Here is a 24,894-nt window from a genome sequence, read left to right on the forward strand (position 1 = left end):
CATGGGCGGGACGGGGGTCATCGACAATTTTCTCGGCATCTTCACCGGCTACATCGACTCGGGCTTTGGCCTGCTCGGCGGTGAGGTTGCCTTTATTGCCACGACGCTCATCGTCATCGACGTGACGCTCGCCGCCCTGTTCTGGGCCTGGGGCGCCGACGACGACATCATCGCGCGCCTGGTGAAGAAGACGATCTTCGTCGGCGTCTTCGCCTATATCATCGCCAACTGGAACAATCTCGCCCGCATCGTCTTCGAGAGCTTCGCCGGCCTCGGCCTCATGGCCTCGGGCACGGGGTTTTCTGCCGCCGATCTCCTGCGCCCTGGCCGCGTCGCCCAGATCGGCCTCGATGCCGGGCGCCCGCTGCTCGAATCCATTTCCGATCTCATGGGCTGGATCGCGGTCTTTGAAAACCTCGTGCAGATCCTCTGCCTGTTCTTCGCCTGGGCACTGGTGATCCTCGCCTTCTTCATCCTGGCGATCCAGCTCTTCGTCACCCTGATCGAGTTCAAGCTGACGACGCTTGCAGGCTTCGTGCTGATCCCCTTCGGTCTCTTCGGCAAGACCGCCTTCATGGCTGAAAGGGTCCTGGGCAATGTCGTCTCATCCGGCATCAAGGTGCTGGTGTTGACCGTCATCATCGGCATCGGCTCGACGCTCTTCGGCCAGTTCACTGCAGGCTTCGGCGGTGCGACCCCGACCATTGACGACGCCATGGCCATCGTGCTGGCCGCCCTTTCTCTTCTCGGCCTCGGTATCTTCGGTCCCGGTATCGCCACCGGCCTCGTCTCGGGCGGCCCGCAACTCAGCGCAGGGGCGGCGGTTGGAACCGGCCTCGCGGTCGGCGGTGCTGCTGTCGCGGGCGGTGGCGTGACCATGCTTGCGGCGCGTGGTGGCGGTGCCGCACTTTCGGGCGGTGCTGCACTTGCCCGCGGCGGGGCCTCGGCCGCCGGTGCGGCCTCGTCGGCCTATACGCTCAGTTCCATGGGCGGGTCCGGTGCAGCCGGTGTCGCGTCCGGCCTTGGTGGCGTGGCGCGCACCGGAGTATCCGCAGCCATCTCGCCCCTCAAGCGTGCCGCGTCTCGCTCCGCCGACAGTATGAAATCCAGCTATTCCGACGGCGCAAAAGCGGGGTTCGCGGCGTCCGGCGGCAGCTCCTCAATGGGCACGATCGGCGGCGCCCCATCGCCTGATCCGTCAACGCCCTCAGCCGCAGATAGCCCGCCGGCCTGGGCGCAGAACATGCGCCGCAGCCGGGCGATGAGCCATGGCGTCACCGCTGCCGCCCATGCCGTCCGGTCCGGCGACAGCCATGGTGGCGGCTCCTCCGTCAGCCTTTCCGAAAGTAACCGCACATGAACATCTTCAAACGACCGACGACCCATTACGGCAAGATGCCGGAACCCGAAACGCCCTATCAGCGCGCCGCGCAGGTCTGGGACGACCGCATCGGCTCGGCCCGGGTCCAGGCAAGGAACTGGCGCTACATGGCGTTCGGCTCCTTGATCCTCGCGGCAGGTTTCGCCGGCGCTCTTGTCTGGCAATCGGCGCGTGGGAGCATCGTGCCATGGGTCGTTCAGGTGGACAATCTCGGCCAGGCGCAAGCCGTCGCGCCGGCAGCAGCCGATTATCGGCCGACCGACCCGCAGATCGCCTTTCACCTCGGCCGTTTCATCGAACAGGTGCGCGCGCTCCCGGCCGACGCCATCGTCGTCCGCCAGAACTGGCTCAGGGCTTACGAGTTCACCACCGACCGGGGCGCGGCCGCATTGAACGACTATGCCCGCTCCAACGATCCCTTCACGCGCGTCGGCCGCCAGCAGGTAGCCGTCGAAGTATCGAGCATCATCCGGGCGTCGCCGGACAGTTTCCGTGTGGCCTGGTCTGAGCGGCACTACGAGAACGGCCAACTCTCCACCACCGAGCGATGGACCGCGATCCTGACGGTCGTGATCCAGACCCCGCGCAATGCCGAGCGGCTGCGCTCCAATCCCCTCGGAATCTATGTCAACGCGATCAACTGGTCGCGGGAGATGAGCCAATGACCGCCACGACTTTCCGCAAAGCCGGGCTTCCGGTTTTCCGCAAACCCGCCTTCGCGGCTTTGCTGCTTTCCGCCACCATGCTGGCCGGCTGCGCCACCAACCGGACGCCGCAGTTCAGCTACGACGCCGATGTGCCGCCGGTGCCGACCGTGCAGGCCGCCGCAGCCGACACAACGCCCCGGCCGCTGCACGTCCCGCCCGCCTGGACTGTGGCGCGGGGCGGCGAGGCTGCCGGCACGGCGACGGCCCGCGTCGAGAACGCCAATGCCGCCGCCCGCGTCGAGCCGCGCCGGGAAGGCTACTATAATGCCATCCAGATTTATCCCTGGTCGGAAGGCGCGCTCTATCAGGTCTATGCCGCAGTCGGGCAAATCACCACCATCGCGCTGGAGCCGGGCGAAAGCCTGACCGGCGCGGGGCCGATTGCCGCCGGAGACACCACCCGCTGGATCATCGGTGACACGGAGAGCGGCAGCGGCCCGACCCGCCGGGTGCATGTGCTGGTGAAGCCGACCCGACCGGACATTTCGACCAACCTCGTCATCACCACCGACCGGCGCATCTACATGATCGAACTCCGCGCCCGCGAAGCTCTCTATATGCCTGCCGTGGCATGGGCGTATCCGACACCACCGCCGGGAAGCCGCGTGACCACGCCCTCAGCCCCCGTCATCCCGGCCGAGACCGCGCGCAACTATCGTTACGGCTTGCAGGTGCAGGGCAGCAGCCCGCCATGGCGGCCGGTTTCCGTCTTCGACGACGGCAGGCGCGTCTATGTCGTCTTCCCGCGTGGCATCGTGCAGGGAGAGATGCCGCCTCTGTTCGTCCTTGGATCGGACGGCGAACCGCAGATCGTCAATTCCCGCATCCATCGGAACGTCCTGATCGTGGACCGCCTGTTCGGCGCAGCGGAACTTCGCCTCGGCAGCGGCGACCGCCAGCAGGTCGTCAGGATCGTCCGCGTCGAGCAGACGCGGGCCGCAGCCCAGCCAGCCGGTGCGACCACGGGAGGATCACCCTCATGAGCGATACCGACACCGCAGCCCCCATGCGGTTGCGCGCCGAGCCGCCCCGCGTCACCCGCCTGTCCCGCAAGGTGCTGGCAGGCGCCGGAGCCGTTGCCCTTCTCGGCATTGGCGGGGCACTGATCTACGCTCTCCAGACCCGCGATGCCGGGCCGGGCGGCGGCGAACTCTATTCGACCGAGAACCGCCCCACAGCAGATGGGCTTGCCGGCCTGCCGCGCGACTATACCGGCCCGGTCCTGGGACCGGCGTTGCCGGGCGATCTCGGTCGCCCGATACTTGAGGCGCAGAATCGGGGACAACCGGTCGCGCCACCGACCATCACGACGCCCGCCGTTGATCCAGATGAGCAGCGGCGTCTCGCCGAGGAAGAAGCCGCTCGTCTGAGCGGCGTGTTCTTCCAGTCTGGCCCGCGGGCTGGAGCGACGCCGGGAACGACCATGCCCGGCCTCGCGGGTCTCGATCTCGGTGGTCAGGCTCCAGCGCAGGATCGCCATACCGCTTTTCTCAACGGGCCTGTGGACCGGCAAACCGTCGCCCCGGATCGCGTCGCACCACCGGCATCGCCCTATATCCTTCAGGCCGGGGCGGTGATCCCGGCGGCGCTTATCACCGGCATCCGTTCCGATCTGCCCGGCCAGATCACGGCCCAAGTGACCGAGAACGTCTATGACAGCCCGACCGGCAGCTTGTTGCTGATCCCGCAGGGAACGCGCATCATCGGCCAATATGATGACGGTGTGACCTTCGGCCAGCGCCGCGTCCTGTTGGTCTGGAATCGCCTGATCCTGCCCGGCGGCCGCTCCATCGTCCTGGAGCGCCTGCCGGGTGCGGACGCTTCCGGTTACGCCGGGCTTGAGGATGGCGTGGATTACCACTGGTGGGATCTGATGCGGGCCGCTGGCCTCTCGACCTTGCTTGCGGTCGGTGCGGAATTGGCCAGCAGCGACGAGGATCGACTGATCCGCGCCATACGCGACGGGGCGCAGGATACCATCAACCAGGCGGGTCAGCAGATCGTCCAGCGCCAGTTGCAGGTCGTACCGACACTGACGATCCGTCCTGGCTACCCGGTCAGGATCATCGTCACCCGCGATCTGGTATTCGAGCCGGCAGGAGGTTGACCATGACAAAGCTGAAACTCGGCCCGCTCCCCGACGACAAGCCCGTGAAGGTGACGGTGGAACTGCCCGCGTCGCTTCACCGCGATCTGGTCGCCTATGCCGAGGTACTGGCCCGCGAGACCGGCCAGCCCACCGCCGATCCCGTCAGGCTGATCGTACCGATGTTGGAGCGGTTCATCGCCACGGATCGTGGCTTTGCAAAGGCGCGAAAGATCCGCTCATGACGTGATCGGGTGTTTGGCCGGGCCGGTTGCCGCGATCATCTCCATGAGCGCGTCTATCACGCTCTGCGTCGAGTCCCACTTCGCCGCGTGGTCCAGCAGGCGGTTCTGAATGTTCAGACTGACCGCTCCATGGATCGTTGACCAGAACATGAAGCCGTAGCGTTGCAGGTCAGCACCCGGCAAGTAACCATGCTCCTGAGATGAGCGCAGGCCTGTCAGCAGCAGACTCAGGACCTGACGACCCGCTTCGCTTGACCACGGATCATCGCTCACCCCAAGCTTCGGGGGCGGTGAGAACATCAGCCGGTACAGAGTGGGGTTCTCCAGGGCGAAGCGCGCATAGGCATAGCTGCCATCGCGCAAATAGCCGAACGGATCGCCTCGCATCTGTTCGAAAACCGCGAACTTCTCGTTGTAGAGGCGTCCAAATCCTTCGTTGCGCGCCGCGCGCAGTAAAGCATTCTTGTTGCGGAAATGGCCGTAAAGGGCCGGCGCCGTGCAGCCCACGGCCTGTGCCACCGAGGTCAGTGGAACATCGAAGTCGCCTTGCTGTGCCAGCAGACGGATCGTTTCCTCGACCGCACGGCGAGCAATATCAAGTTCCTGCTCTTTTCGGGGGCGAGCCATCGAGATCCCTGTTGCGACTGTCCGCTGAAACTGAATACGATTTATTTTTTTCGTTGACGGACCCGTTGTCAAGCAGCACCATTCCAAGAACTGAATGACATTCAGTTTGAGGCGGAGAGGAGGGGAGATGGTCGCGTACGAATCTGGGCATCATGGTGCGCGCCTCTCTTGTGGCACGCGCCGTCGCCTTCGCCGGCAGGCCGCGACCGAACGCCGGCCAGAAGCCGACTGCGGTTCGGGATGATGCGTCATGCCTGCGCGCCGGAACAGGGACGCCCCATCTGGTAGCTCCGTCCTCGCGCGTATTGTCGAGGGCAGCGCCGGTAAGAACACAATCCGGTTGCGCCAGCTGCGGCATTTCCTTGCAGCGGCGGACCAAGGGAGTTTCCGCAAGGCAGCAATCGCGCTCGCCATCAATGAATCGTCGGTCAGCCGCCAGATCCGCGACCTTGAGGATGAATTGGGTGCTTCTCTTTTCATACGACATTCGGGCGGGGTGCGGCTGACAGTCGCCGGGCAGGAGTTTCTGCGCAGCGCCCGGCATGCCCTTCGGCAGATCGACATCGGCGTGACAAAAGTCGCTGCGGTTGGCCGGGCTGACCAGGGACTGCTCAAGGTCGGAATTTTCTCGTCGCTGGCGTCGGGGTTTCTGTTTGACCTCCTGCGGAAGTTCGGGAGGCACCATCCGACGGTTCAGATCGACCTCATGGACGGAAATCCTGCCGAGCATGTCGCGGCTGTCCGGAAGCTGGACCTGGACATCGCCTTCATTACCGGAACCGCTCGCTGGGATGGCTGCGAAACGGAGCATCTCTGGTGCGAACGGGTCTTTGTCGTGCTGCCGACCGACCACCCGCTGGCTGCCAAAGCCCAACTCGGATGGCCTGATCTGACAGGTGAACGCTTCATCGTGAGCGATGTCGCACCGGGCCAGGAGATCCACGACTATCTGGTCGCTCACCTTGCCGGTCTCGGTCATCACCCTGACATTCACTCCCAGCATGTGGGCCGCGACAACATCCTGTCGCTGGTCGCGGTCGGTCGTGGCCTCACCTTGACGAGCGAAGCCACCACCGTCGGGCAATTTCCGGGGATCGCATTCCGGCAACTGGCGGACGAAGTGTTGCCGTTCAGCGTGGTCTGGTCTGATCAAAACGATAACCCGGCCTGCCGACGCTTGTTGAGCATGGCTCGCGCGATGGGGAAAGCTTCTGTGCTGTCACAACCACCTCTCTGAGGATGGCAACCCTCGAAGCAAGAATGTCGTGGGGCTTTCCTCTGGCTCGCGTGCTCTCGAACAGCAACCACCTTCAGATCCGACGGATAGTCTCACCTCCGCCGGATGCGCGCCGCGATAGCCCAGGCGCTCGCCCCTTCGGACGACATTTGCAGTGGAAACAACTATCAGGAACCCCTGTTTCGATCATGACGTGCAGCGATCCACTGGCCGAGACTCTTCAATTCGGCCGCGCTGAAGCCCGTGGCCATCGCATCGGCAGCGCGCTGCATCATCGCCCGATCGTCCGGGGCCGTGGACTTCGCAGGCCAGGACGATCGAAAGTGCTCGCAGGCATGGCTGAACCCGGCCGCCCAGTTCCGCATGGCCATCTGGCTGCGCCCGGACATTGCGGCCGTGAATTCCGCAGGCTTGTTCGCTTGGTCTACGCAGGCGTTCGCGCGCATCAGGATCAGATCGGCGAAGCGCTGGATACTGTCCGGCGTCAGGTTTCCAATGGCGCTGCCGAGGATTTCGGGCAACCACCTGTTGGGCGCGATCACCTTCGGCGCGATGGTGACCGACATCAGGAACCCGTCGATCCAATCCGCCGTGATCGCCGAGCCCTTCACGAGGCGTGCCAGTTCGCCCTTCCGCTCCGGCTTTGGCGTACATGCCTCCGCCTCTTCCGCCCATTCCTCGAGCGTGGCGTCCGGATTCACGTCCGGGTCGTCGAATACCCATGCCTCGACTGTCTGGTCGTGGACATCGGCCATGACCGGGATCCTCTTCAGATCGCGTCCTTCGAGGAGCGCCACAGCCGTGGCCGTGAAGCTGTTGGCGTCCGGGTGGTCGGCCGCCGTCAGCACATCGGCCGCCCGCGCGACAAGTCGCGCCCAGAAGTCGCGTCGGGTCTCGAGCCATCGCCACAGCGCCGAGTCCAGCGCGCGCGGGCTGTGGCGGCCCTCGAGCACCTCATGCGCATGATCGCTTTCCTCGAACCAGCTCTGGACGATCTCATGACGATCCCACCAGCCTTCGCTGGCATTGATCAGCTTGCCTCGCGCCTGCGCCGAGAGGTCGCGTATACGTTCCGACGCGGGCAAGGCAGAGATCATGGCTTCGGTCGTGACGGCTTCAGGTCGCAGCTTGTCGAGGCCGCAGAGTTCCGCCACCTCGATGAGTCCCGGGGCCGGGGGCAGCCCTGCTGCCAGGCCATCGGCCAGCGCCATGGCGAGGCTGCCTTCGAGCCAGGAGAGGGGCACCTTGACCGCGCCGGTTTCCTGGCTGATGCGGCTGATCAGCGCCTTCTGTTCGCTCGCCGACGTGCAGGGCACGGCATAGGCGTCCTTGACCCCGTGGCCCTGCTTGAAGAGCAGCATCGCGGTCTTGCGGCTTCCGCCCGATTGCAGCGCGATCATGAGGCTTTGCGCGCCGCCGCCATCGGGCAGTGTGGCCATGACCGAATTGATGGTCCACGGCTTGGCTGATGCGCCGGTCACCAGGCCCGACCGCATGGCGAGTTTCAATGCCTTGTCCACCGAGGCGCGGGCCTCGTCCTGAGGCATCCAGCTGCGCAGGATCACCATCTTGCCTGCAACCTCTTCCGACAGCGTGCCGGCGGTGGCGCGTTCGCTCAGCGCCCATGCAGCCGCAGCGCGGATCTGCGCTGACGGATCGAGCAGCCAGAAACATGCCAGCTTCACGTGGATCGGCTCCGATCGTCCAACCGACCATGCAATGACGTGCTGACGCATTGCCGACGGCATTGCCGGGAACGTCTCGGTCAGCGCTGCATGCAGCGCGAGCGCATCGCCCTCGGTCTGCTCGATCAGACTGCGGAACAGATCTTCCAGCGCCGCCTCCGCCGCGATAAAATCCTGCGGAGCAGGATCGGGCGCTGCGCGCATCATATCGGCGGAAGAAACCTCCAGAGATGCGGGTGCGGGCAGTCCGTTCCTCGTCCATGCGCTTGCAAGAAGCAGGCGGTGGAAGGGGCTCAGGCGCCCCTGGCCAGAAGCCAGTTCGACCGCGTCCGCCACCGCCTCAAGAAAGGCATCGCCGCGCTTCTTTCGGTTCTCCTTGGCGATACGCGCGGCACTCAGTGCCGATGCCAGCAATTCGGTGAGTGGCTCCAGCTCCGGGGCACTCTCCTCCGTGGCGCAGAGCTTCGCGACCAGACGCCCACCCAATGCAGGCCGATGCAGCATCGTAAAGCTTGCGCGGTCGAGAATCTCGCCGCGCGCGTTATCATCGTCCCGCAGCCGCGACAGTTCCGCCAATGCTGTCTCGATCGGTCCTTCCGACACGTATCCCTACTTTCTGAATCACGCCACCGCTGCCGTGGCCAATTTGTACCATCATTCTTACCTGCGGGACGACGAGCAACCCATCTCGACTATTCGACCGACTTTTCGATGAACCCGAGTGTGTTGGCGTTTTCGACCAGCGTTCTGACCTTTGCCCGATCGAGGCCAGAAGGGACCTCGGCTTCGATTTCGAGCCTCAACTTCACATCGCTACCGGGAATGATGGTGAGTTGTTCGACGATGGCCTCAACGATCTGGTGCATGTCCCGCGCCGGCCTCTCGGCAGATACCATCACCGTTCCGGCAAATCGGGTCGGCCTCTTTTCCGTGGTGGTGGATTCTGATGTACCGCCGGTGTTCTGGCTACCGCTAGTTTCCCCTGAGGTCTCGGTCGCCTCGTCGGGATTACCGGTCGGCTCAGGCGGCACTGGCGACGGTCTATGTGTTTCCGCAACATCCGGTTTCACAATAATGCTGTCGCTATCGATGACCACAACGGCGTTGCCAGCGTGTGAGATCGCGAGACCCAGATAGGTGCCTGTCTTCTCGTCCCACCGCTCGGCATAGGCAAAGGGGCCGGGCAGAATGCCGCTCACGGCAGCCTGCACGGCCTTGATCAGCACCTCCTGGCTTTTGATGCGCGGAAGATAGATGTAGCGATTGAGAAACTCTCGCAGTTCCTTCAGGGACAGATGGGGCTTGCCGTTCCAGATGTATTTCTGGAGATCACGGTCGAGGCGAGACGGCCCCAGTTCCACGAGCAAGCCTTCTTCGGCGACCAGCTTCTTGCTGGCGCGCGCCAGCAGCCCGTCCTGCGCCGGAATTTTGCCCGACACCCATTCCCAGTCAGCCTGGGCGCTCTCCTGGGTCGGATAGTGCAGATAGCACCATGCCTCTTTCAGGCGCGTCTTCATCGTCTCGTTGGCCTCCGACAGTTGTGTCTTGGCCAGCGCACTGTCGCTCTGGGTGAGGTTGAGCCGCTCGGTGTCACGGACGATCTCGCCCCAGGCAAGGGAGGCGCGCACGGCATCCTTCAGATTATCGAGTTGCCGACTTTCCGCAGCGATGAATACCAGCATGTTGCGATAGACGCGCGGCGTGCTGCCGCGCTGCATCAAGATGTCTTTCGCCTCGACCAGCGCGTCCGAACCGTCGCGCCCGTTATGCGGATGCTGGACCCCCAGCACAACGGCACGCACGCCGCCCGCCTCATCGGGGACTTCGGCTGACGAGGCCGGCGCGACCTGAACCGCGTCGAAATGCCCGCGATCGGCGAGGCCATTTACATATTTCCCGAGTTCCGCGTCGATTGTCACATCGACCAGTGCCGCTTCAATCTGTGCCGCCTTATCCGCTGCGATACGGTTGAGGCTCGCCGACATCGAGTACCAGTAGCGGCCAAGATCGGCGTGCATGAACTTCGCCTGGTTGGTCAACCGCCGCAGTGCATCGCCGAAGATCGCCGGACGCTCGCCCGGCTGCACGACCCCGAGATTGATCTGCTTGTCGTCGAGGCCGGTATTCTGCTGCTGGTGCGTCGGAGCTGTGCCCATGAAGATCGTGCGCGCAACGCGCCGAGTCGCCGAATAGCGGTTCAGGTTCGGTGCCGACTGGTCGATCTTGTATGGCGTGGATGCCGTGCCATCGACATCGCCGGCGATGATCGACTGCCAGGTCACGTCGAGATAATGCAGCAACTCCGGCTCAACGCGCGGCGAACTGACCGACACGCTGCCGGGCATGATCATCACCGAGGGGTCACCGCTCATCCAAAGCTCGTGAATGGCCTGCGCCATCAGGCGCAACACGCCGCGTGTGCGCTGGAATTTTTCCAGCGATCCCCAACTCGTATAAAGCTGATCGAACAGTTCGGGATGGATCGGATAGGCTTTTTCCAGCTTGCGCCGGTAATCTTCGTCGGCACAACCCTGCGGGAAGTCGTTGGCGTTTTCCCGGTACAGCTTGGCGAACTGCTTCAGCGTGTTGTCGCGGTGATGGAACTTGTCGCCGGGGATTTCCTTGAACAGCCGCCGCCGGACGATCTCATAGCTTTCTTCCTGGCTTGCCGGTCGCCATGAGGACTCCACGCGGCTGAAGGTCTGCTTGAGGCGGGCAAGTGCTTCTTGCCCACCTTCGCCGCCGACCTCGATCTGCGACGCTGGCAAGGACGCCACCAGCAGAGTGCCGGGGCTGGCCTTGACCGCCTCGGTCAGCGACTGGACGAAAGACAGGTTCGCGTCGAACGAACCGGACGGCAGCCCCTCGACCTTGTAGATCTGCCGCAGATAGGCGACCCATTCGTCGATCAGGATCAGGCAGGGCGCGTATGTCTTGAAGAGCGCCTCAAGCAGGTTCGAGCCCGGCGCAATGCCGCTGGCGTCATTCTCCGCCACCATGTCGAAGCCTTCCGGCCCGCCAAGCTGCCATGCCAATTCGCCCCAGGTCGTGCGGATCTTCCGGCCACCCTCGGCGTTCAGCACGTCTTGCGGTCCCCGCGACGTGCCGACCAGCACCGCGCGGCGGATAGCCTTCGGAACGCTCAGCCCCTGCTTGTCGAGCAACTGGTCCAGCCCCGACAAGTCCTGAACCGGCGTCGGCCCCGCCATGTGGTAAAGCGCCAACATCGAGTGTGTCTTGCCGCCGCCGAAATTCGTTTGCAACTCGACCACCGGATCCCCGCCAGCACCCGCAAGGCGCTTGGCCGCGCCGATTAGCAGCGTGCTCAATCCTTCGGTCAGATAGGTCCGGCTGAAAAACTGCTTCGGATCGCGATACTCGGCCGGCGCGCTGCCCGTATGCACCTTGGCGAGGTCGGCCGCGAACTCGGCCTGCTGGAACTCCCCCGTCGCCACATCCTGGTGCGGCTCGACCACCTCGCGCCACGGCAGCAGGCCCGCCACCGTCTCGACCGAGATTTCCAGCCGCTGGCTTTTGCGCCGCTCCTCGTTGCGCGCCAGTTCGGTGAATTTCGTGCGCAGGATGGTGTCGCGCATCTTGCCGATCTCGGCGGCGACCTCTCCGGCGCTGATCGCTTCCATCAGGCGGCGCATGCTGTCCAGCGCGCGCTCGGCATCGTCATAGGTGAACGGCTCGTTGTGCGAGAGCTTGTTGCGCACATCCAGCAGCTCGGACACATAGGACCGCTCCGGGTGCCCGAGGACCGTGGCGAACGCCTCCTTCCAGAAGGCCATCATGGTCTTGAGCAAGCCCTGCTGGTCCCAGCCCACATTCCCGGTCGAGTTCGGGCGCAACCCCTGAACGCGCTGGACCACCTCAAGCTGCCAATGCCCCTTGATCGCGGTTTCCAGCCGCTTCTCGACAAAGGGGATCAGCGCCGTCGGGATCAGTTCCATCCCCTCGAATACATATTGCCGCGTGCTTTTGGCCATGTTCTGGCTCCCCTCAGAATCCCATACGGATCTGGCGATCCCCGCTTGTGTCGTGAATGCCCGCAGCCGCCTTCGTCAGTTCGGCCCAGTCGGCGATCAGGGCGTTGTAGGCCGTGGCCTCCTTCGCATCCTTCCGCTTGTTCGCGCTGATGTCGTAAAGGCAATAGGCTAGGTCTTTCACCGCCTCGGCCTGGCTGCCGATCTTTTTCAGCAACACGGCGGCATCGTGCGAGATGCCGTCCCGCTCATGCGCCTTGACGAGGTGCTGGAGGCATTCCCACACCGTCAGGTGGCCGTCGCTCTCCGGCTCCCAATCCTCGGCAAGTTCGTCGCGGGTCAGGATGCGGAGCTTGCCTGCCGCGCTTTCGACGATTCCGGCGTGCTTGACGCTTTCGACCGAAATGCCGCGCGCGCGGGCGAGGTTGTCGGCCACGCCGTAATCCCCCTTGCCGTTGCCGTTCTGCTGGAACCAGGTGATGGCAAAGCGGGACTCAGAATCGAACTCGCCCTCGATGCCGCCGAGATATTCGTCCAGTTCCCGGTTGATCAGTTGCAGCGCGGTCTTGACGCTCATCGGGCTGTCGTCGGATTCCAGCACGGCCCGGTAGCGCGAGAACACGCCCATGCCGGGGCCGATGGCCGATTGCGGCATGTCGGCGGGGGCGATGTTGGCGGCCTGAAGCTCGGCGATGGCCGGGGGCAGTTCGCGCCTCAACGCGCGGATGAACTCGGCCCGGGTGATGACCTCGGCGGAGGCCTCCTTCTTGCGGCAGACAAGCACGACCGAGTTGGCGAGGGCGTTGGTGCCCGCGGCGATCATCCGGTTCGCCATTTCGGTGCGCATCGGCCATGTGCCGACGACGGCATAACCGGCCTCGACCACGGCTTGCAGAAAGGTTGCCCAGCCGGTGGAACTGATGCCTTCTTGGTCTATCTCGCTCTGCTTGAATGCGTAATAGATCGAGGCGGGGAAGGCATCAGACGACTGTTGCGCCATATTTGCGATAGCTTTTCCCATGCCGTCCATGAAAAATGCCTCGGCCGCATCTCTGCCGCCATGCCGATATGGCGTCGCGACGAGTTCCTCAGCCTTGGGGGTTGCTAGCACCCCGAAAATATCTGGATAAACTGGGCGAAGCGCGGGCTTTAGCCAACAGAAGAAAAAGTCCGAAAGATCGGCATAGCCGATATTATCATAGTAAGGTGGATCAGTCGAAATAACCGTCCCAACGGGGTAGTCAACCGTTTGAGCGTCGTGGTTTCGCTCTAGTCCATCTGCACGAGGGCTGAAGCGTTCAATGACTTTGACGATACTGCCAAGGCTTGTTCGGTAATCTCCAGCGGCATCGGCGAATGCATTGTTCTCGCCAAAGTCCCACAGCATCGGGATGGCCTGTCGGCCAAACAAGTTCCGAACTTGTGTCTTCGATGACTCCCAACGGCAAAGTGAGTTTTGAATATCAGACAGGCGGCTAACGCCAAAACCCAGATACACGCTCACCGCCTCGGCATAGGCTTTTGCGCCCTTGCCGCCGTCGCGGAGCGGGGTTTCGTCGGGGGGCATCCCGGCGGCGAGGGCGTCGGCCTGAACCTGCGCCCGCGCCTCATGCACCAGATCGCTGAACGTGTTCAACGCGACAAGCTGGCGGTTGGTGAACAGTTTTCCGAACGTATCAAGTCCGTAATCCACCGTCCAGAAATTGCGCGGATCGCTCGGCAGGGGCGTTTCCGGCGACCATTCCGGCTTGGCGGAAAGCGCCAGTTCGGCATGATCGGCCTTCGGTTCGACATAGGCGCGGCTGCGGTTGCCCTCGGCCACGATGGCAATCAGGGTCTGCCCCATTTGGCCGGCCTTGCCCTTGGCTTTCACATAGTCCGGCGTGATTGCCGTATCCGAGATGATGCAACGGAAGTTGGCTCCACGACCGGCCTTGGTGCCCTCTTTCGCCGCCGCAAGCTCGGCCTTCGTTCCGCCCTGCCGGATGCGATAGCTGATGGTCTTGGCGTGACGGTCCACGACGGGCTCGACCCAAGCCTCGCGTCCGGCCTTGGAACTCAGCAGAAAGCTCGATGCAATCGGCACCTGCACATCCGCGAATGCCGGGTCTGGGCTCGGCACCGTCCGCGCCCAGATCCAGGCGATCACCGTCGCCTTTCCTCCTCCATACTCCTTTGGCAGGTCCACCTGCGGGTAAAGATGCCCGATACGCTCCCACGCCTTCTCGCGCATCCATTCGCCGTAATATTTCACATCCTCGGCCAGCCCCTCGGCGTTGCGATAGAACGACCGTTCCTTGATGCCGGGGTGGATCGGGGGCATGTCCTTGAACTTCGGTGGGATCTCGATCATCGCCTTGCCGATCATCACCGCCACCGGGTTCAGGTCGGACCCATAGGCCGGCAGGCCCAGCCGCTGCGCCTCGAGCGGGATCGACCCGCCGCCCGAGAACGGGTCATAGACCGGCGGCAGCACCCCGCCGCACGAGCGTCGGATTTCCGCCCGCGCGCGTTCCAGCACCTCCTCGTTGGTCGAGTTCTCCCATTTCACCAGGTCCTCGATGATGGCAAACAGCCGCTGCCGCTCGCGCTCCTGATCCTCATGGGTGGGGAACTGGTCGGGGAGGCTGGAGGGATCGTCCACCAGCTGCGCAAACAGCACCGCCCGGCACGCCGCCAACGGCCGCCGCGCCCACCACAGATGCAGGGTGGAGGGGTGCCCATGCCGGATCGACTTCTCCCGAGCCGAGGCGGCGTTGATGGCCTCGAGCGGGATGGCGACTTCGATCAGTTTCTTCTTGTAGGGTTGGGTCATGCGGGCACCTCTGCCCGCTCAAGCAGGCGCTTTAGATTAAACTGGATCGCGGTGTGTTCGAACGCGGGCTCGTGCTCCGACAACGCCCCCCGGACATATCGCGGCTCACGGGCAAAGCCGCTGTCGATCTGGACGATGGCCAGGACGTATTTGCCCGGTTCGTGCAGCGAGGTGATGATCTCCTGCCGGGTCAACATCACCGTGTCGGCGCCGTCGATGCGGCCCTTGACCTCGATGAAGCGCAGATGCCCGGCGCGGGGATCGAGCGAAGCGATGTCGTAGCCGATCTTCTGCGCGGATACGTCGGTGGGCTCGTTGCCCAAGGCGCGCTCGGCCGCCATGACGGCCTCCATCGCGGCAAGTTCGATCGCACGGCGCGCGGCGGGGTCTTCCGCGAAATGGTTCGGCACACCCGGTGAGGTGGGGGTCTGGCGCGCGTCCAGAAGCCCGCGCGGAATGACGACCATGCCGCCCCGCACGCGCGGGGGCTGCGATGAAATGAAACGCTCACGTTCGAGTTGATCCATGCGGCGTTTCTGACGTTCCGCCAGTTCCTCGGCCCGGCGCTGCGCGTTCTGCCAGTTGACCCGCGTCTTCTTGCCGGCCCGCTCCTCTTCCTTCAATTCGAAGGCGCGCGAGTCCCAATAGTTGATTTCCTTCTTCAGCCGCGCGCGGACTTCCCGCTCGACCTTTTCGATCTCGGGCAGGCGTCGCGCCTTGACCTCGGCGACATGGCGCTGGGCAAGCTCCACCGTTGCGAACCGGACAGCCGCTTTTTCCAGTTCGGTGGTCAGCCAGTCTTCAGCCAGGAGGTCGCTGACACTGGCAACCTCCTCGGCCGTGGCTGGTCGAAGGTTGAGGTGCGGCGCAATCCCCGCGTTGATGGTCTGGCCGGTCTTGTCGATAGCGGCGAACTGAAGCCGCTGCGAAATCACATGCGGCTTGCCGGCGCTGGTCACGCGACCGTCCTGGACCGTGTGCTCCAGCAGGAAGATCGCTGACAATGCGTCGCCCGAATCCGTGTCGTCCACAAGGATCGCGCCTTGCCGCATGATCTGCTCATACTGTTCTCGGATCAGGCTGATCACAGCTTCGAGTAGTGGGTGGCCGGGGCAGACGAAGGCGGCAACGGGCTGCTGGTTGATCTTGTCCTTTTCGAAGCAGATGCGCTCATACTGCTTCTGGATCGGTGCCCCGGTGCCGATCTGACGATCACGCTCGCGGATGCGCGCGGGCACATGGGTGATCTCCCAGCGGCCCTCCTCGCGGCGCTTGAGACGACCGCCCAGATGCTGGAACGCTTCGACGAAGAAGCTCTGGATGTGGTGCGGCTGCAGGCGCAACGCTTCTGCGCGCTCCATTTCGAGTCGCAACTCCTCGACCTTCCCCTCCGGCATGGTGTCGTTGGACAGCGCCCGGCGGCGCAACAGTTCCAGCAGATGCCCCTGATCGACGGCGCCATCGACCTGCTGGAAGAGGCGCGCCTTGACGTCTTCCTGCTCGCCATACTGGATGGCTTCGAACAGTAGATCCTTGAGCGCCGTTCCCTCGAACAGCTCGCCAAGTACATCATAGACGCGCCCGCCGAGGGCTTCGCGCGCGGCTTCCAGCTTTTCAAGCAGCCGCGCATAAACCTCGCCCTCGCGCGTGTCGGCCGCGACGAGATTCCAGAGGTGGCAAACCTCGGTCTGGCCGATGCGGTGGATGCGGCCGAACCGCTGCTCGATCTTGTTCGGATTCCACGGCAGGTCGTAGTTCACCATCAGGTGGCCGCGCTGGAGGTTCACGCCCTCGCCGGCCGCGTCGTTGGCGATCAGGACCAGCATGTCCTTGTCCTGCATGAACCGCTCGACAACCTTGCGCCGTTCCTCGCGCGAGACGCCGCCGTGGATCACTTCCACGGCTTGCGTGTTACCGAGCCGAGCCCGCACCTTGTCGAGCAGGTAGTGCAAGGTGTCCTTGGGTTCGGTGAAGATGATCAGCTTGCGGCGATTGCCGGCGGCGTCGATCATGAGGTCGTCGTCAAGAATACGATTGAGCTGGCTCCACTTCGTGTCCACGCCCGAACGCAGCACGCCAAGTGCCATAGACTCCAGGCCCTTCAGCGTCTCAACCTCCAGTGCAAGTTGCTCGACCGTCTCGGCTGTTGTCGCGCCGGTCGAGATCAGATCCTCGAGCTCGTCTATTTCCTCCTGCCCGTATTCCTCCATGTTGCCCAGCATGTCGGTGTTGATAGTCGGCTCGTCGAAACCGGCCCGGCGGCCCTTGGCGGCAAGGCGCGCTTCGCCCAACTCGTTTTCCAGCCGTTCGCGCCGGCGCTTGAGCGACTGGTAGATGGCGGCCGGCGATGAGGCGAGACGCCGCTGCAGGATCTGCAAGGCAAAGCCGACATTGTTGCGCTTCTTCCCGTCTCCCTCGGCGAAGCGCTGCACACGGTTCATCTCGGTGCGAACATATTCGGTGACGGCGGTGTAGAGCGCGGCTTCTCCTTCCGAGAGCTGATACTTGACCGTGCGCGCCCGCCGCTCGGGGAAGAGCGGCCGGCCATCGAACTTGAGCAGTTCCTCCTTGGTCAGCCGCCGCATCATGTCTTCGGTGTCGGCATAGTGGACGCCGTCCCGGAACCTGCCCTCGAACCGATCGCCATCGAGCAGGGCCATGAAGAGCTGGAAATCCTCTTCCTTGCCGTTGTGCGGTGTCGCCGACATGAGCAGCAGATGCCGGCAGACCTGGCCGAGCTTCTGGCCGACCTGATAGCGCCGCGTATATTTGACCTCGCCCCCGAAATAGGTGGCTGACATGCGGTGGGCTTCGTCGCAGATGATCAGGTCCCATTCACGGGCGCTCATGAGCTTCTCCTGAAGCTCCTCGTTGCGCGCCAGCACGTCGAGGCGGACGATCAGCCGATCCCGGTCGCTGAACGGATTGCCTGACCGCGAGTTCTCGATCATGTCACGGGACAGGATGTCGAATTCGAGATTGAACTTCTGGCCGAGTTCGTCCTGCCACTGTTCGACCAAGCTGCCCGGCGCAACGACGAGACAGCGTTCGAGATCGCTGCGGGCGATAAGTTCCTTGATGAGCAGGCCTGCCATGATTGTCTTGCCGGCACCGGGATCGTCGGCGAGCAGGAAGCGAAGCGGCTGCCGCGGCAGCATCTCGCCATAGACCGCCGAAATCTGGTGTGGCAGCGGATCGACGAGGCTCGTGTGGATCGCCAGATACGGGTCGAAAAAATGCGCCAGCTTGATGCGGTTGGCTTCCGTCACCAGGCGCAGCAGGGCACCATCCGCGTCGAACGACCAGGGCCGTCCGTTCTGCTCGACATCAAGACGATGCTCATCGTCTCGATAAAGGACAGCTTCAGCCACCGTGCCGTTGTGGTCGCGATAGACGACGTTGATTGCCTGATCGCCGATCCAGTCCACTGACACGACCTGCACGGGTTGGATCGAGGCAATTCCCCGCACCGATGCGCCGTTCTTGATGTCTTCAAGCCTTGCTGTCATCGGTCAGCACTTCCTTTCGGCACGTTCAAAGTCGAAGCCCCGCCTTCTCCAGGGCGGCCTCCGTCTCCTTACGATTTACTGTCACAATATGCTGCGTATAGGCACTTTGCTTCGCAGCGTCGCCAAGCAAACCAAGCCGTTTCAGCACATAGAAAAGCATCGCGTAGCGGACGGAAAGTGCGCCGTTGCCGCGGTCCAGCCCATAGTCTTTGGCGACGACCTTCTTCTGGCTCTCGGTAAGGGCAGGGTGAGGCCCGATAACTACGTCGAAGTAGTTGTTCCAGAGCCAGTCCTGCTCACCGGCTTCGCCTGGCTCACCCTGCGAGCCGACTTCGAGGATGCGCGGCAACAAGAAGTCCTTGAACTTGTGCTCCAAGTGGCAATAGGCCCGCGCGTGCCAGCGGAAACCGTCATGACCGAAGGCATGCGGCGTGATCCGTCGCCAGATGGGGTCCGGCCGCACCTTGTTCATCGACTGGTAGAGGACATCGATGGACACGCCCTCGCGGATGGCATCGAGAATCTTGCGCAGGACCGTGATGTCGATGTCCCGTTTGGGGGTCAGCGCGACATCGGCGCTGGGAAGCGATGCAATCCACGACTCGCTCGCGGGGACAACGCCTTCGGCGACCGAGCGAAGCTGGGAGAGATAGGCGTAAGGGTCCGGATCGACGAAGCGTAGAACGAATTTCTCGGCGGCGACGTAGCGCTTGGCGCGGGTGTCATATTCGATGTTTCCGGGTGCGCGTTCCTGATAGAGTGTCAGGTCCTTCGACGCCTGAGGGACGGATACGCCAAAGAAATCCTTGATATCAGAACGGTTTATCGACCCCTCCCAGAACAGGCGGAACTCGATGAACTCCAGTCTTTGTTCGACGCCCCAGCGCAATTTTGATCCCTTTGTGGGTTGAGAAACTATACTGTCATTGACGTGCGATGCGTATAGTTCATATATGTGACATCCCAGCCGAGTCAATGAGAGGAGAGGGGGCAGTGGCCGACAGGTACGTTACCAAACATCCGAAGGGTTGGGCAGTGAAAGCCCCTGGAGGCGAAAGGGCGAGCAGCGTTCACGCCACGCAGCGCGCGGCCGAGCAGGCAGCAAAGCAGACGGTTCGCAATCTCGGTGGCGGCGAAGTCCGCATTCAGGGGCGTGATGGTCGCTGGCGGGATTCTGACACCGTGCCGCTGGGCAATGACCCGAACCCGCCCAAGGACAAGAAGCACTAGGACCGAGGCGGCATCGCCACATTTCCAGCTTGGGAGCCCACGATGATCCTGACCGACAACGAGACCAAGGTCGATCTCCTCAACAATGAGGCGATCGCCGCGACGATCATCGAGCTCCTTCGCGATAGGCCGGATCAGCCGGTGACCGTTGGCGTCCATGGCGATTGGGGTGCCGGCAAGTCGAGCGTTCTGGAGATGATCGAGGCCGGTTTCGAGGGCGAAGCGAAGGTCCTGTGCCTCAAATTCAACGGCTGGCGCTTCCAAGGCTTCGAAGACGCCAAGATCGCTCTGATCGAGGGAATCGTTACTGGTTTGGTCGAAAAGCGGCCCGCCCTCACCAAGGCAGGCGAAGAGGTAAAGGCTGTTTTCCGTCGAATCGACTGGCTGAAGGTCGCGAAGAAGGCAGGTGGTCTCGCGTTTACTGCGTTCACCGGTATCCCGACACCAGAGCAAATTCAGGCTATCGTGGGGACGCTCGAAGGAATTCTTGATGATCCAGCAAAACTCGCCACCAAGGAAAATGTCGCAGCCGCCATCGACGGTGTGAAAGACTTGTTGAAGCCGGCCGGTGAAGGCGGATCGACTAACGTGCCCGAAGAGATCAACGCCTTCCGCAAGGCGTTCGACGGTCTCCTCGACAAAGCTGGCGTCGAGCAACTGGTCGTTCTAATCGACGACCTTGATCGCTGCCTTCCCGACACGGCAATCGAGACGCTCGAAGCTGTGCGCCTCTTCGTCTTCACGTCACGCACCGCGTTTGTCGTCGCCGCCGATGAAGCGATGATCGAATATGCGGTGCGCAAACATTTTCCTGACTTGCCTGACACGACTGGGCCGCAGACCTATGCCCGAAACTATCTGGAGAAGCTGATCCAGGTGCCGTTCCGCATTCCGGCTCTCGGTGACACCGAGACACGCATCTATGTGACGCTGCTGCTCGTGGGCGCAGAGCTCGGCGATGTTGATCCGGCCTTCAACAGCCTCATTGACGTCGCCCGCGAGCGGCTGAAGCGGCCATGGACATCTGGCACGCTCGATGCTGCCACCGTTAAGACGGCGCTGGGCGACAAAGCCCCGCGAGCGAACAGCGCTCTGGCACTCAGCGATCAGATCGGGCCGATACTCGCCAGCGGGACCAAGGGGAATCCGCGTCAAATCAAACGATTCCTCAACACACTGGTCTTGAGGCAGCGAACCGCTGAAGCCCGCGGTTTCGGCGATGACGTCAAGCTTCCCGTTCTCGCCAAGCTGATGCTCGCCGAGCGGTTCCTCCCGCGCCTGTTCGACCAGATCGCCGCTGCCGCCGCTACCGCACCGGATGGCAAATGCTCCGATTTGGCGGAACTTGAAGCAACCGCAAACGGCACGGGAAACGACGAGGAAAAGGTGAAACCGGCCAAGGCAGCAACCGGCAAGGGCAATGCGGCGGATAAGGCCGCACCCAAGCCGGTGGCCCCGAAAGCAGCTGACAGTGCGCTGTTGGGCGAGTGGCTTTCGTCGCCCACCATCAAGGACTGGGCCGCGGTGCCAACCAAGATAGGCGACGAGGATCTCCGTCCCTATCTGTTCGTCGCCAAGGACCGTAAGGACTATTTCGGCGCCGCCTCTGTGCTCGGACACCTGGCTACCGTCGTCGAGCAGCTCTTCGGCGGGAAACTCGCGGTCCAGGGTCTCGAAGGCGATCTGAAGCGCCTCGCGTCTCCCGAAGCCGCCAAGGTCTTCGAGGCGGTGCGCGGGCGTATCGTCGGCAGCGACATCTTCGAGACCGAGCCGGCCGGCGTGGACGGCCTAGCCGTCCTCGTCAAAGCTCACCCCACTCTTCAGGGCGATCTCCTCGACTTCCTCGAAGCGCTTCCCCAAGGCCGACTGGGACCGTGGGCGTGCAGAGGATGGGAGAGCGCGCTCAAGGACGTCGAAGCCACGCAGCGATTTAATCGGCTACTCCAGATCTGGGAAAAGGATGGTGGAGCGATGCTCAAAGCTGCGGCCAATGGCGTGTTGCGCACGCGCCAAGGAGTACGCTGATGGGCACGTCCAGCGCTTTCGGCGGCCAGGGCGGCGGCACGCCGCTCGTCCCGAGTTGGCTCGGCAATGAAGGTTCGCCGCCCGCCGCGCCAGACGGAGCCACACCTCCCAACGGCGGCGGCGCGCCACCTGCCCAACCGCCCGCCAGACCACCGGCACCTCCCGAAAGGCCGCCCGTTCCCCCGACGGCGGACCCAACACGCTTCTCGGCGGCCCGTGGCAATTTCTCCCGCTTCGCCGGCTCCGGCGGAGACGATCGCAAAGCCCTCGGCCGAGCCGTATCTCATTATGTCGGATCGTCTTCGGGTGGGGCGCGAACGGCAGCAGCCCGGATGGGGTCGGCGCGCGGCGCCGGCAGCCGCCTCCTCGGCTTCCTGTCGGACGCGGCAAGGCGTGGCGCGACCGAGGCGCTCCGCGCCCTCAATCTCGGCGCGCTCGCCGGCCGGCCGATCGAGGAGATATTCCTGGGGCTGGCCGACTATGTGTGCCCGGACGGCGGCACCATCGACGAAGGCATCGCCAGGGAGGCGTTCGTCGAGACGATTGCCGACCTGGCTGGCGCGGGGATAACTGACCTCGACAGCCTAACTCCCGACCAGATGCAGACTGTCTTCGAGCTCTATGCGACGAACGCGATCGAGGCCCGGCTCTGCAACGACATCGGTTTGAAGGCGGTGAGCCTGCCCTCCGACAGCCGCCAAGCGGCGCGGGTCCAGGCGCAGTTGAACGATTTCATCCGGCGTGCCGTCGCCGACGCTCTGACGACGGCACGCGCGGCCGTCGCCGCACTGACGCCCGATCGCGTACTCACCTTCGTCGGCGGCATCTACGAGCAGGCGTTCGGCATCCTGCAAATCATGGGCGACGCCGAAGCGGAGGGAGCATGAGACGACACGTCATCATTGGTCGCTACGGTCTGGGCGACCGCAGCCGGTTGTCACTCGGCGACGGCGAGATCGAAACCCGCCTCGACCTGGTCGTGGGCGAACGCACGCTCGATCACGGGATCGGCCATGCGCTGGGCGATCTGGTTCGGCTCGGCCTCTATCCAACCGAGATGGGCGTGGACGTCTTGGTTCTCGCCGCCCACGTTCACGTCGCCGACACTCGCGTGTCGCGCGATAGCGAGTCCCAGGACGGCTGGACACGGGAACTTCGCCTGATCGTGCCAGTTTCCGATCCCGATCGATGGACGTCGGCGGCGCCGACGTTTGAGAGGATGCTGAATTTCTTGACCGGAGATCGCTGGTCGCTCGGGTTCCGGGCGCGGCCCCGTCGTTTCGCGCGAGTCGTGCCGACGGTGCCTGGCAGGCTCATCGGTCCACCCTTCAATGATTTGGCGCTCTTTTCCGGCGGACTCGACAGCTTGATCGGCGCCATCGACGCGCTCGAAGCCGGCCGCACGCCGCTCCTCATCAGTCATGCCGGCGAGGGCGCGACGAGCGACGCCCAGACCACGATCTTCGATGCGTTGAAGGCGCACTATCCGGCCAATGCTTTCCAACGCTTGCGGCTTTGGATGGCCTTCCCCGACGGCTTCATCCGTGGAACCACCGCTGAGAACACCACGCGCGGTCGTTCCTTCCTCTTCTTCGCCTTGGGCGTGTTCGCAGGCAGCGGGCTCGACGGTCCGTTCACGCTGAATGTGCCCGAGAACGGCCTGATCGCGGTCAATGTGCCGCTCGATCCTCTCCGCCTCGGCGCGCTGAGTACGCGGACCACGCACCCGTTCTACATCGCCCGCTGGAACGACGCGCTCACCGCTCTGGGCATCGCGGGCTGCATCGAGAATCCCTATTGGGACAAGACGAAGGGCGAGATGGTGGCCGCATGCGCCAACGGGGCGCTGTTGACGCGCCTTACGCCGACGTCCTTGTCTTGCGCGTCTCCCACCAAGGGACGCTGGCAGGGGCTCGGCACGCAGCATTGCGGATATTGCCTGCCATGCCTGATCCGCCGCGCCGCGCTTCTCAAAGGACTTGGTCCCGGCGCCGACTCGACCGTCTACACGCTCGACGACCTGGCCGCCCGCATTCTCGACACGCGCCAATCCGAGGGCGTACAGGTCCGGTCCTTTCAACTCGCGATCGAGCGGCTCCGCGCCAGGCCCGCCTTGGCACCCATCCTCATTCACAAACCCGGCCCGCTCTTCGATGAGTGTCCGACTCGCCAAGTGTCGCTGGCCGACGTCTATCGCCGTGGCCTCGAGGAAGTGGGCGCTCTGTTGACTGGGGTGAGGACACAGCCCGGATGAGCGATGAGGTCCCTCTCGGCGGCGTCGATTTCCACTGCCATCTCGATCTCTATCCCGACTTCGAAGCCGCGATCGCGAAAGCGGAAGCGGCGCGAGTTTACACGCTGACCGTCACCACCACACCGAAGGCTTGGCCGCGCAATCACCAGCTGACGCGCGCCACGCGCTATGTGCGCGCCGCACTCGGTTTACACCCGCAACTCGTGGCGGAACGGGCCGGTGAACTGGCACTGTGGGAACGGCACCTGCCGGAGACGCGCTATGTCGGCGAGGTCGGTCTCGACGCCGGTCCTCGATTCTACAAATCGCTCGACGCTCAGAAGCATGTGTTTCGCGCGGTCCTTGAACGATGTGCCGAGGCCGGTGGCAAGATCCTCACCGTACACAGCGTCCGCAGCGTACCGGCGGTGCTCGAAATGATCGAGCGCCATCTCCCGCAAGACCGGGGAGCCGTCGTTTTGCACTGGTTCACCGGAACCAAGGCCGAGGCCCGGCGTGCTGCGGCCCTCGGTTGCTATTTCTCTATCAACGCCGAGATGATGCGTTCGGATCGCGGCCGTGCGCTTGTCGCCGAGTTGCCCTTGGATCGGATCTTGACCGAAACGGATGGACCTTTCACCCAGATCGACGGTCGGCCTGCCGCGCCGGCCGATGCGCCGAAAGCGGTCATAGCAATCGCACACGCACGCAAATTAGATCCAAGCGTGATTGATAGGGCAATCCAGTCCAACCTGAAATCGCTGCTACGATAGGCTATAGCCAAGAAGCAGCCTATGATCGCCGAGAGATTCCACCTCTGGAACGGGACGGGATGAGGACAGGACAGGTTGCCTCGGGCTATTTATATCCACGAATAGCAGAGCTTGCTTCCCAGGCTGAAACAGCGCTAGGTCAGATGTTTGTCTGGCCTCGTTCCGATAGCAGCGCCAGAAGGGTCGGATTGATGTAGAGGTTTTCCCGCCCGACCCTTACTTCTTCCAGCAGTCCTTCAGAGACCATCGCCTTCAGGTGCGCTGCCGCTGTCTGGCGTTTGGCGACGCCGGAATCGACGAGATTGCTGATCCGGCAATAGGGGTTTGCAGCAGAGCATCGAGAACGTAGCCG

Annotated in this window: 18 protein-coding genes; 11 read left to right on the top strand and 7 right to left on the bottom strand. The window is 63.5% G+C overall.

Annotated elements, in window-relative coordinates; translation table 11 throughout:
- Position 1: 1 nt before the first annotated feature.
- From trbL to CG51_RS15405, 5 genes are read left to right on the top strand one after another with little or no spacing between them, the layout of a single operon-like run.
- Complete coding sequence (gene trbL / locus CG51_RS15385; protein WP_035746459.1) at positions 2 to 1,360, top strand: P-type conjugative transfer protein TrbL; 1,359 nt, start codon at positions 2 to 4, stop codon at positions 1,358 to 1,360.
- On the top strand, positions 1,357 to 2,046 hold the full coding sequence (trbF, locus tag CG51_RS15390; protein WP_035746461.1) for a conjugal transfer protein TrbF: 690 nt from the start codon (positions 1,357 to 1,359) through the stop codon (positions 2,044 to 2,046). Before trbL ends, trbF begins: the two co-directional genes overlap by 4 nt.
- A complete protein-coding gene (trbG, locus tag CG51_RS15395) occupies positions 2,043 to 3,071 on the top strand; it encodes a P-type conjugative transfer protein TrbG (RefSeq protein WP_035746463.1) in 1,029 nt (342 codons plus the stop codon). The genes trbF and trbG overlap by 4 nt, the downstream gene beginning before the upstream one ends.
- The gene (locus CG51_RS15400) at positions 3,068 to 4,195 is read left to right on the top strand and encodes a TraB/TrbI/VirB10 family type IV secretion system protein (RefSeq protein ID WP_035746464.1); all 1,128 of its coding nucleotides are present in this window, start codon (positions 3,068 to 3,070) and stop codon (positions 4,193 to 4,195) included. The genes trbG and CG51_RS15400 overlap by 4 nt, the downstream gene beginning before the upstream one ends.
- A gap of 2 nt (positions 4,196 to 4,197) precedes the next feature.
- Complete coding sequence (locus CG51_RS15405) at positions 4,198 to 4,419, top strand: DUF2274 domain-containing protein (RefSeq protein ID WP_035746465.1); 222 nt, start codon at positions 4,198 to 4,200, stop codon at positions 4,417 to 4,419.
- On the opposite strand, the gene CG51_RS15410 is transcribed toward CG51_RS15405, so the two are convergent.
- Positions 4,414 to 5,046, bottom strand: a complete 633-nt coding sequence (locus tag CG51_RS15410; protein WP_035746466.1) for a TetR/AcrR family transcriptional regulator — start codon at positions 5,044 to 5,046, stop codon at positions 4,414 to 4,416. The two genes, CG51_RS15405 and CG51_RS15410, sit on opposite strands and share 6 nt — an antisense overlap.
- A 250-nt stretch (positions 5,047 to 5,296) precedes the next feature.
- Here CG51_RS15410 and CG51_RS15415 point away from each other — a divergent pair, with 250 nt between their 5' ends.
- Positions 5,297 to 6,283: a LysR family transcriptional regulator gene (locus CG51_RS15415; RefSeq protein ID WP_051930700.1), complete on the top strand. Its 987-nt coding sequence runs from the start codon at positions 5,297 to 5,299 to the stop codon at positions 6,281 to 6,283.
- Between the two features lie 167 nt (positions 6,284 to 6,450).
- Here CG51_RS15415 and CG51_RS15420 read toward each other — a convergent pair whose 3' ends face one another.
- The 5 genes from CG51_RS15420 to CG51_RS15440 form a co-directional block, all read right to left on the bottom strand.
- Positions 6,451 to 8,571: a UPF0149 family protein gene (locus CG51_RS15420; protein ID WP_035746467.1), complete on the bottom strand. Its 2,121-nt coding sequence runs from the start codon at positions 8,569 to 8,571 to the stop codon at positions 6,451 to 6,453.
- A gap of 89 nt (positions 8,572 to 8,660) precedes the next feature.
- A complete protein-coding gene (locus CG51_RS15425) occupies positions 8,661 to 11,960 on the bottom strand; it encodes a DUF499 family protein (RefSeq protein ID WP_035746468.1) in 3,300 nt (1,099 codons plus the stop codon).
- 13 nt (positions 11,961 to 11,973) lie between these two features.
- Positions 11,974 to 14,772, bottom strand: coding sequence for a DUF1156 domain-containing protein (locus tag CG51_RS15430; protein ID WP_035746469.1), 2,799 nt, complete (start codon positions 14,770 to 14,772; stop codon positions 11,974 to 11,976).
- Positions 14,769 to 18,281 carry a helicase-related protein gene (locus CG51_RS15435; RefSeq protein ID WP_035746470.1) on the bottom strand — a complete coding sequence of 1,171 codons (3,513 nt, stop codon included), beginning with the start codon at positions 18,279 to 18,281 and terminating at the stop codon, positions 14,769 to 14,771. Before CG51_RS15435 ends, CG51_RS15430 begins: the two co-directional genes overlap by 4 nt.
- A 25-nt stretch (positions 18,282 to 18,306) precedes the next feature.
- Positions 18,307 to 19,170, bottom strand: a complete 864-nt coding sequence (locus CG51_RS15440; RefSeq protein ID WP_035746472.1) for a WYL domain-containing transcriptional regulator — start codon at positions 19,168 to 19,170, stop codon at positions 18,307 to 18,309.
- 104 nt (positions 19,171 to 19,274) lie between these two features.
- On the opposite strand from CG51_RS15440, the gene CG51_RS15445 reads away from it, so the two are divergent.
- Genes CG51_RS15445 through qatD form a run of 5 tightly spaced genes read left to right on the top strand, consistent with a single transcriptional unit; the run spans position 19,275 to position 24,542 of the window.
- Positions 19,275 to 19,511 carry a DUF2188 domain-containing protein gene (locus tag CG51_RS15445; protein WP_233141183.1) on the top strand — a complete coding sequence of 79 codons (237 nt, stop codon included), beginning with the start codon at positions 19,275 to 19,277 and terminating at the stop codon, positions 19,509 to 19,511.
- A gap of 42 nt (positions 19,512 to 19,553) precedes the next feature.
- Positions 19,554 to 21,536 carry a Qat anti-phage system ATPase QatA gene (qatA, locus tag CG51_RS15450; RefSeq protein ID WP_035746473.1) on the top strand — a complete coding sequence of 661 codons (1,983 nt, stop codon included), beginning with the start codon at positions 19,554 to 19,556 and terminating at the stop codon, positions 21,534 to 21,536.
- Entirely contained in the window at positions 21,536 to 22,423 is an 888-nt protein-coding gene (gene qatB, locus CG51_RS21065; RefSeq protein WP_035746475.1) for a Qat anti-phage system associated protein QatB, read from the top strand. The genes qatA and qatB overlap by 1 nt, the downstream gene beginning before the upstream one ends.
- Positions 22,420 to 23,790: a Qat anti-phage system QueC-like protein QatC gene (gene qatC / locus CG51_RS15460; RefSeq protein ID WP_035746476.1), complete on the top strand. Its 1,371-nt coding sequence runs from the start codon at positions 22,420 to 22,422 to the stop codon at positions 23,788 to 23,790. The genes qatB and qatC overlap by 4 nt, the downstream gene beginning before the upstream one ends.
- On the top strand, positions 23,787 to 24,542 hold the full coding sequence (gene qatD / locus CG51_RS15465; protein WP_035746477.1) for a Qat anti-phage system TatD family nuclease QatD: 756 nt from the start codon (positions 23,787 to 23,789) through the stop codon (positions 24,540 to 24,542). Before qatC ends, qatD begins: the two co-directional genes overlap by 4 nt.
- A 139-nt stretch (positions 24,543 to 24,681) precedes the next feature.
- On the opposite strand, the gene CG51_RS20430 is transcribed toward qatD, so the two are convergent.
- Positions 24,682 to 24,894, bottom strand: a 213-nt coding sequence (locus CG51_RS20430) for a hypothetical protein (RefSeq protein ID WP_211254211.1), incomplete at its 5' end; no start/stop codon positions are given.

The organism is Haematobacter missouriensis (assembly GCF_000740775.1).
In the GTDB taxonomy this organism is placed as follows: domain Bacteria; phylum Pseudomonadota; class Alphaproteobacteria; order Rhodobacterales; family Rhodobacteraceae; genus Haematobacter; species Haematobacter missouriensis.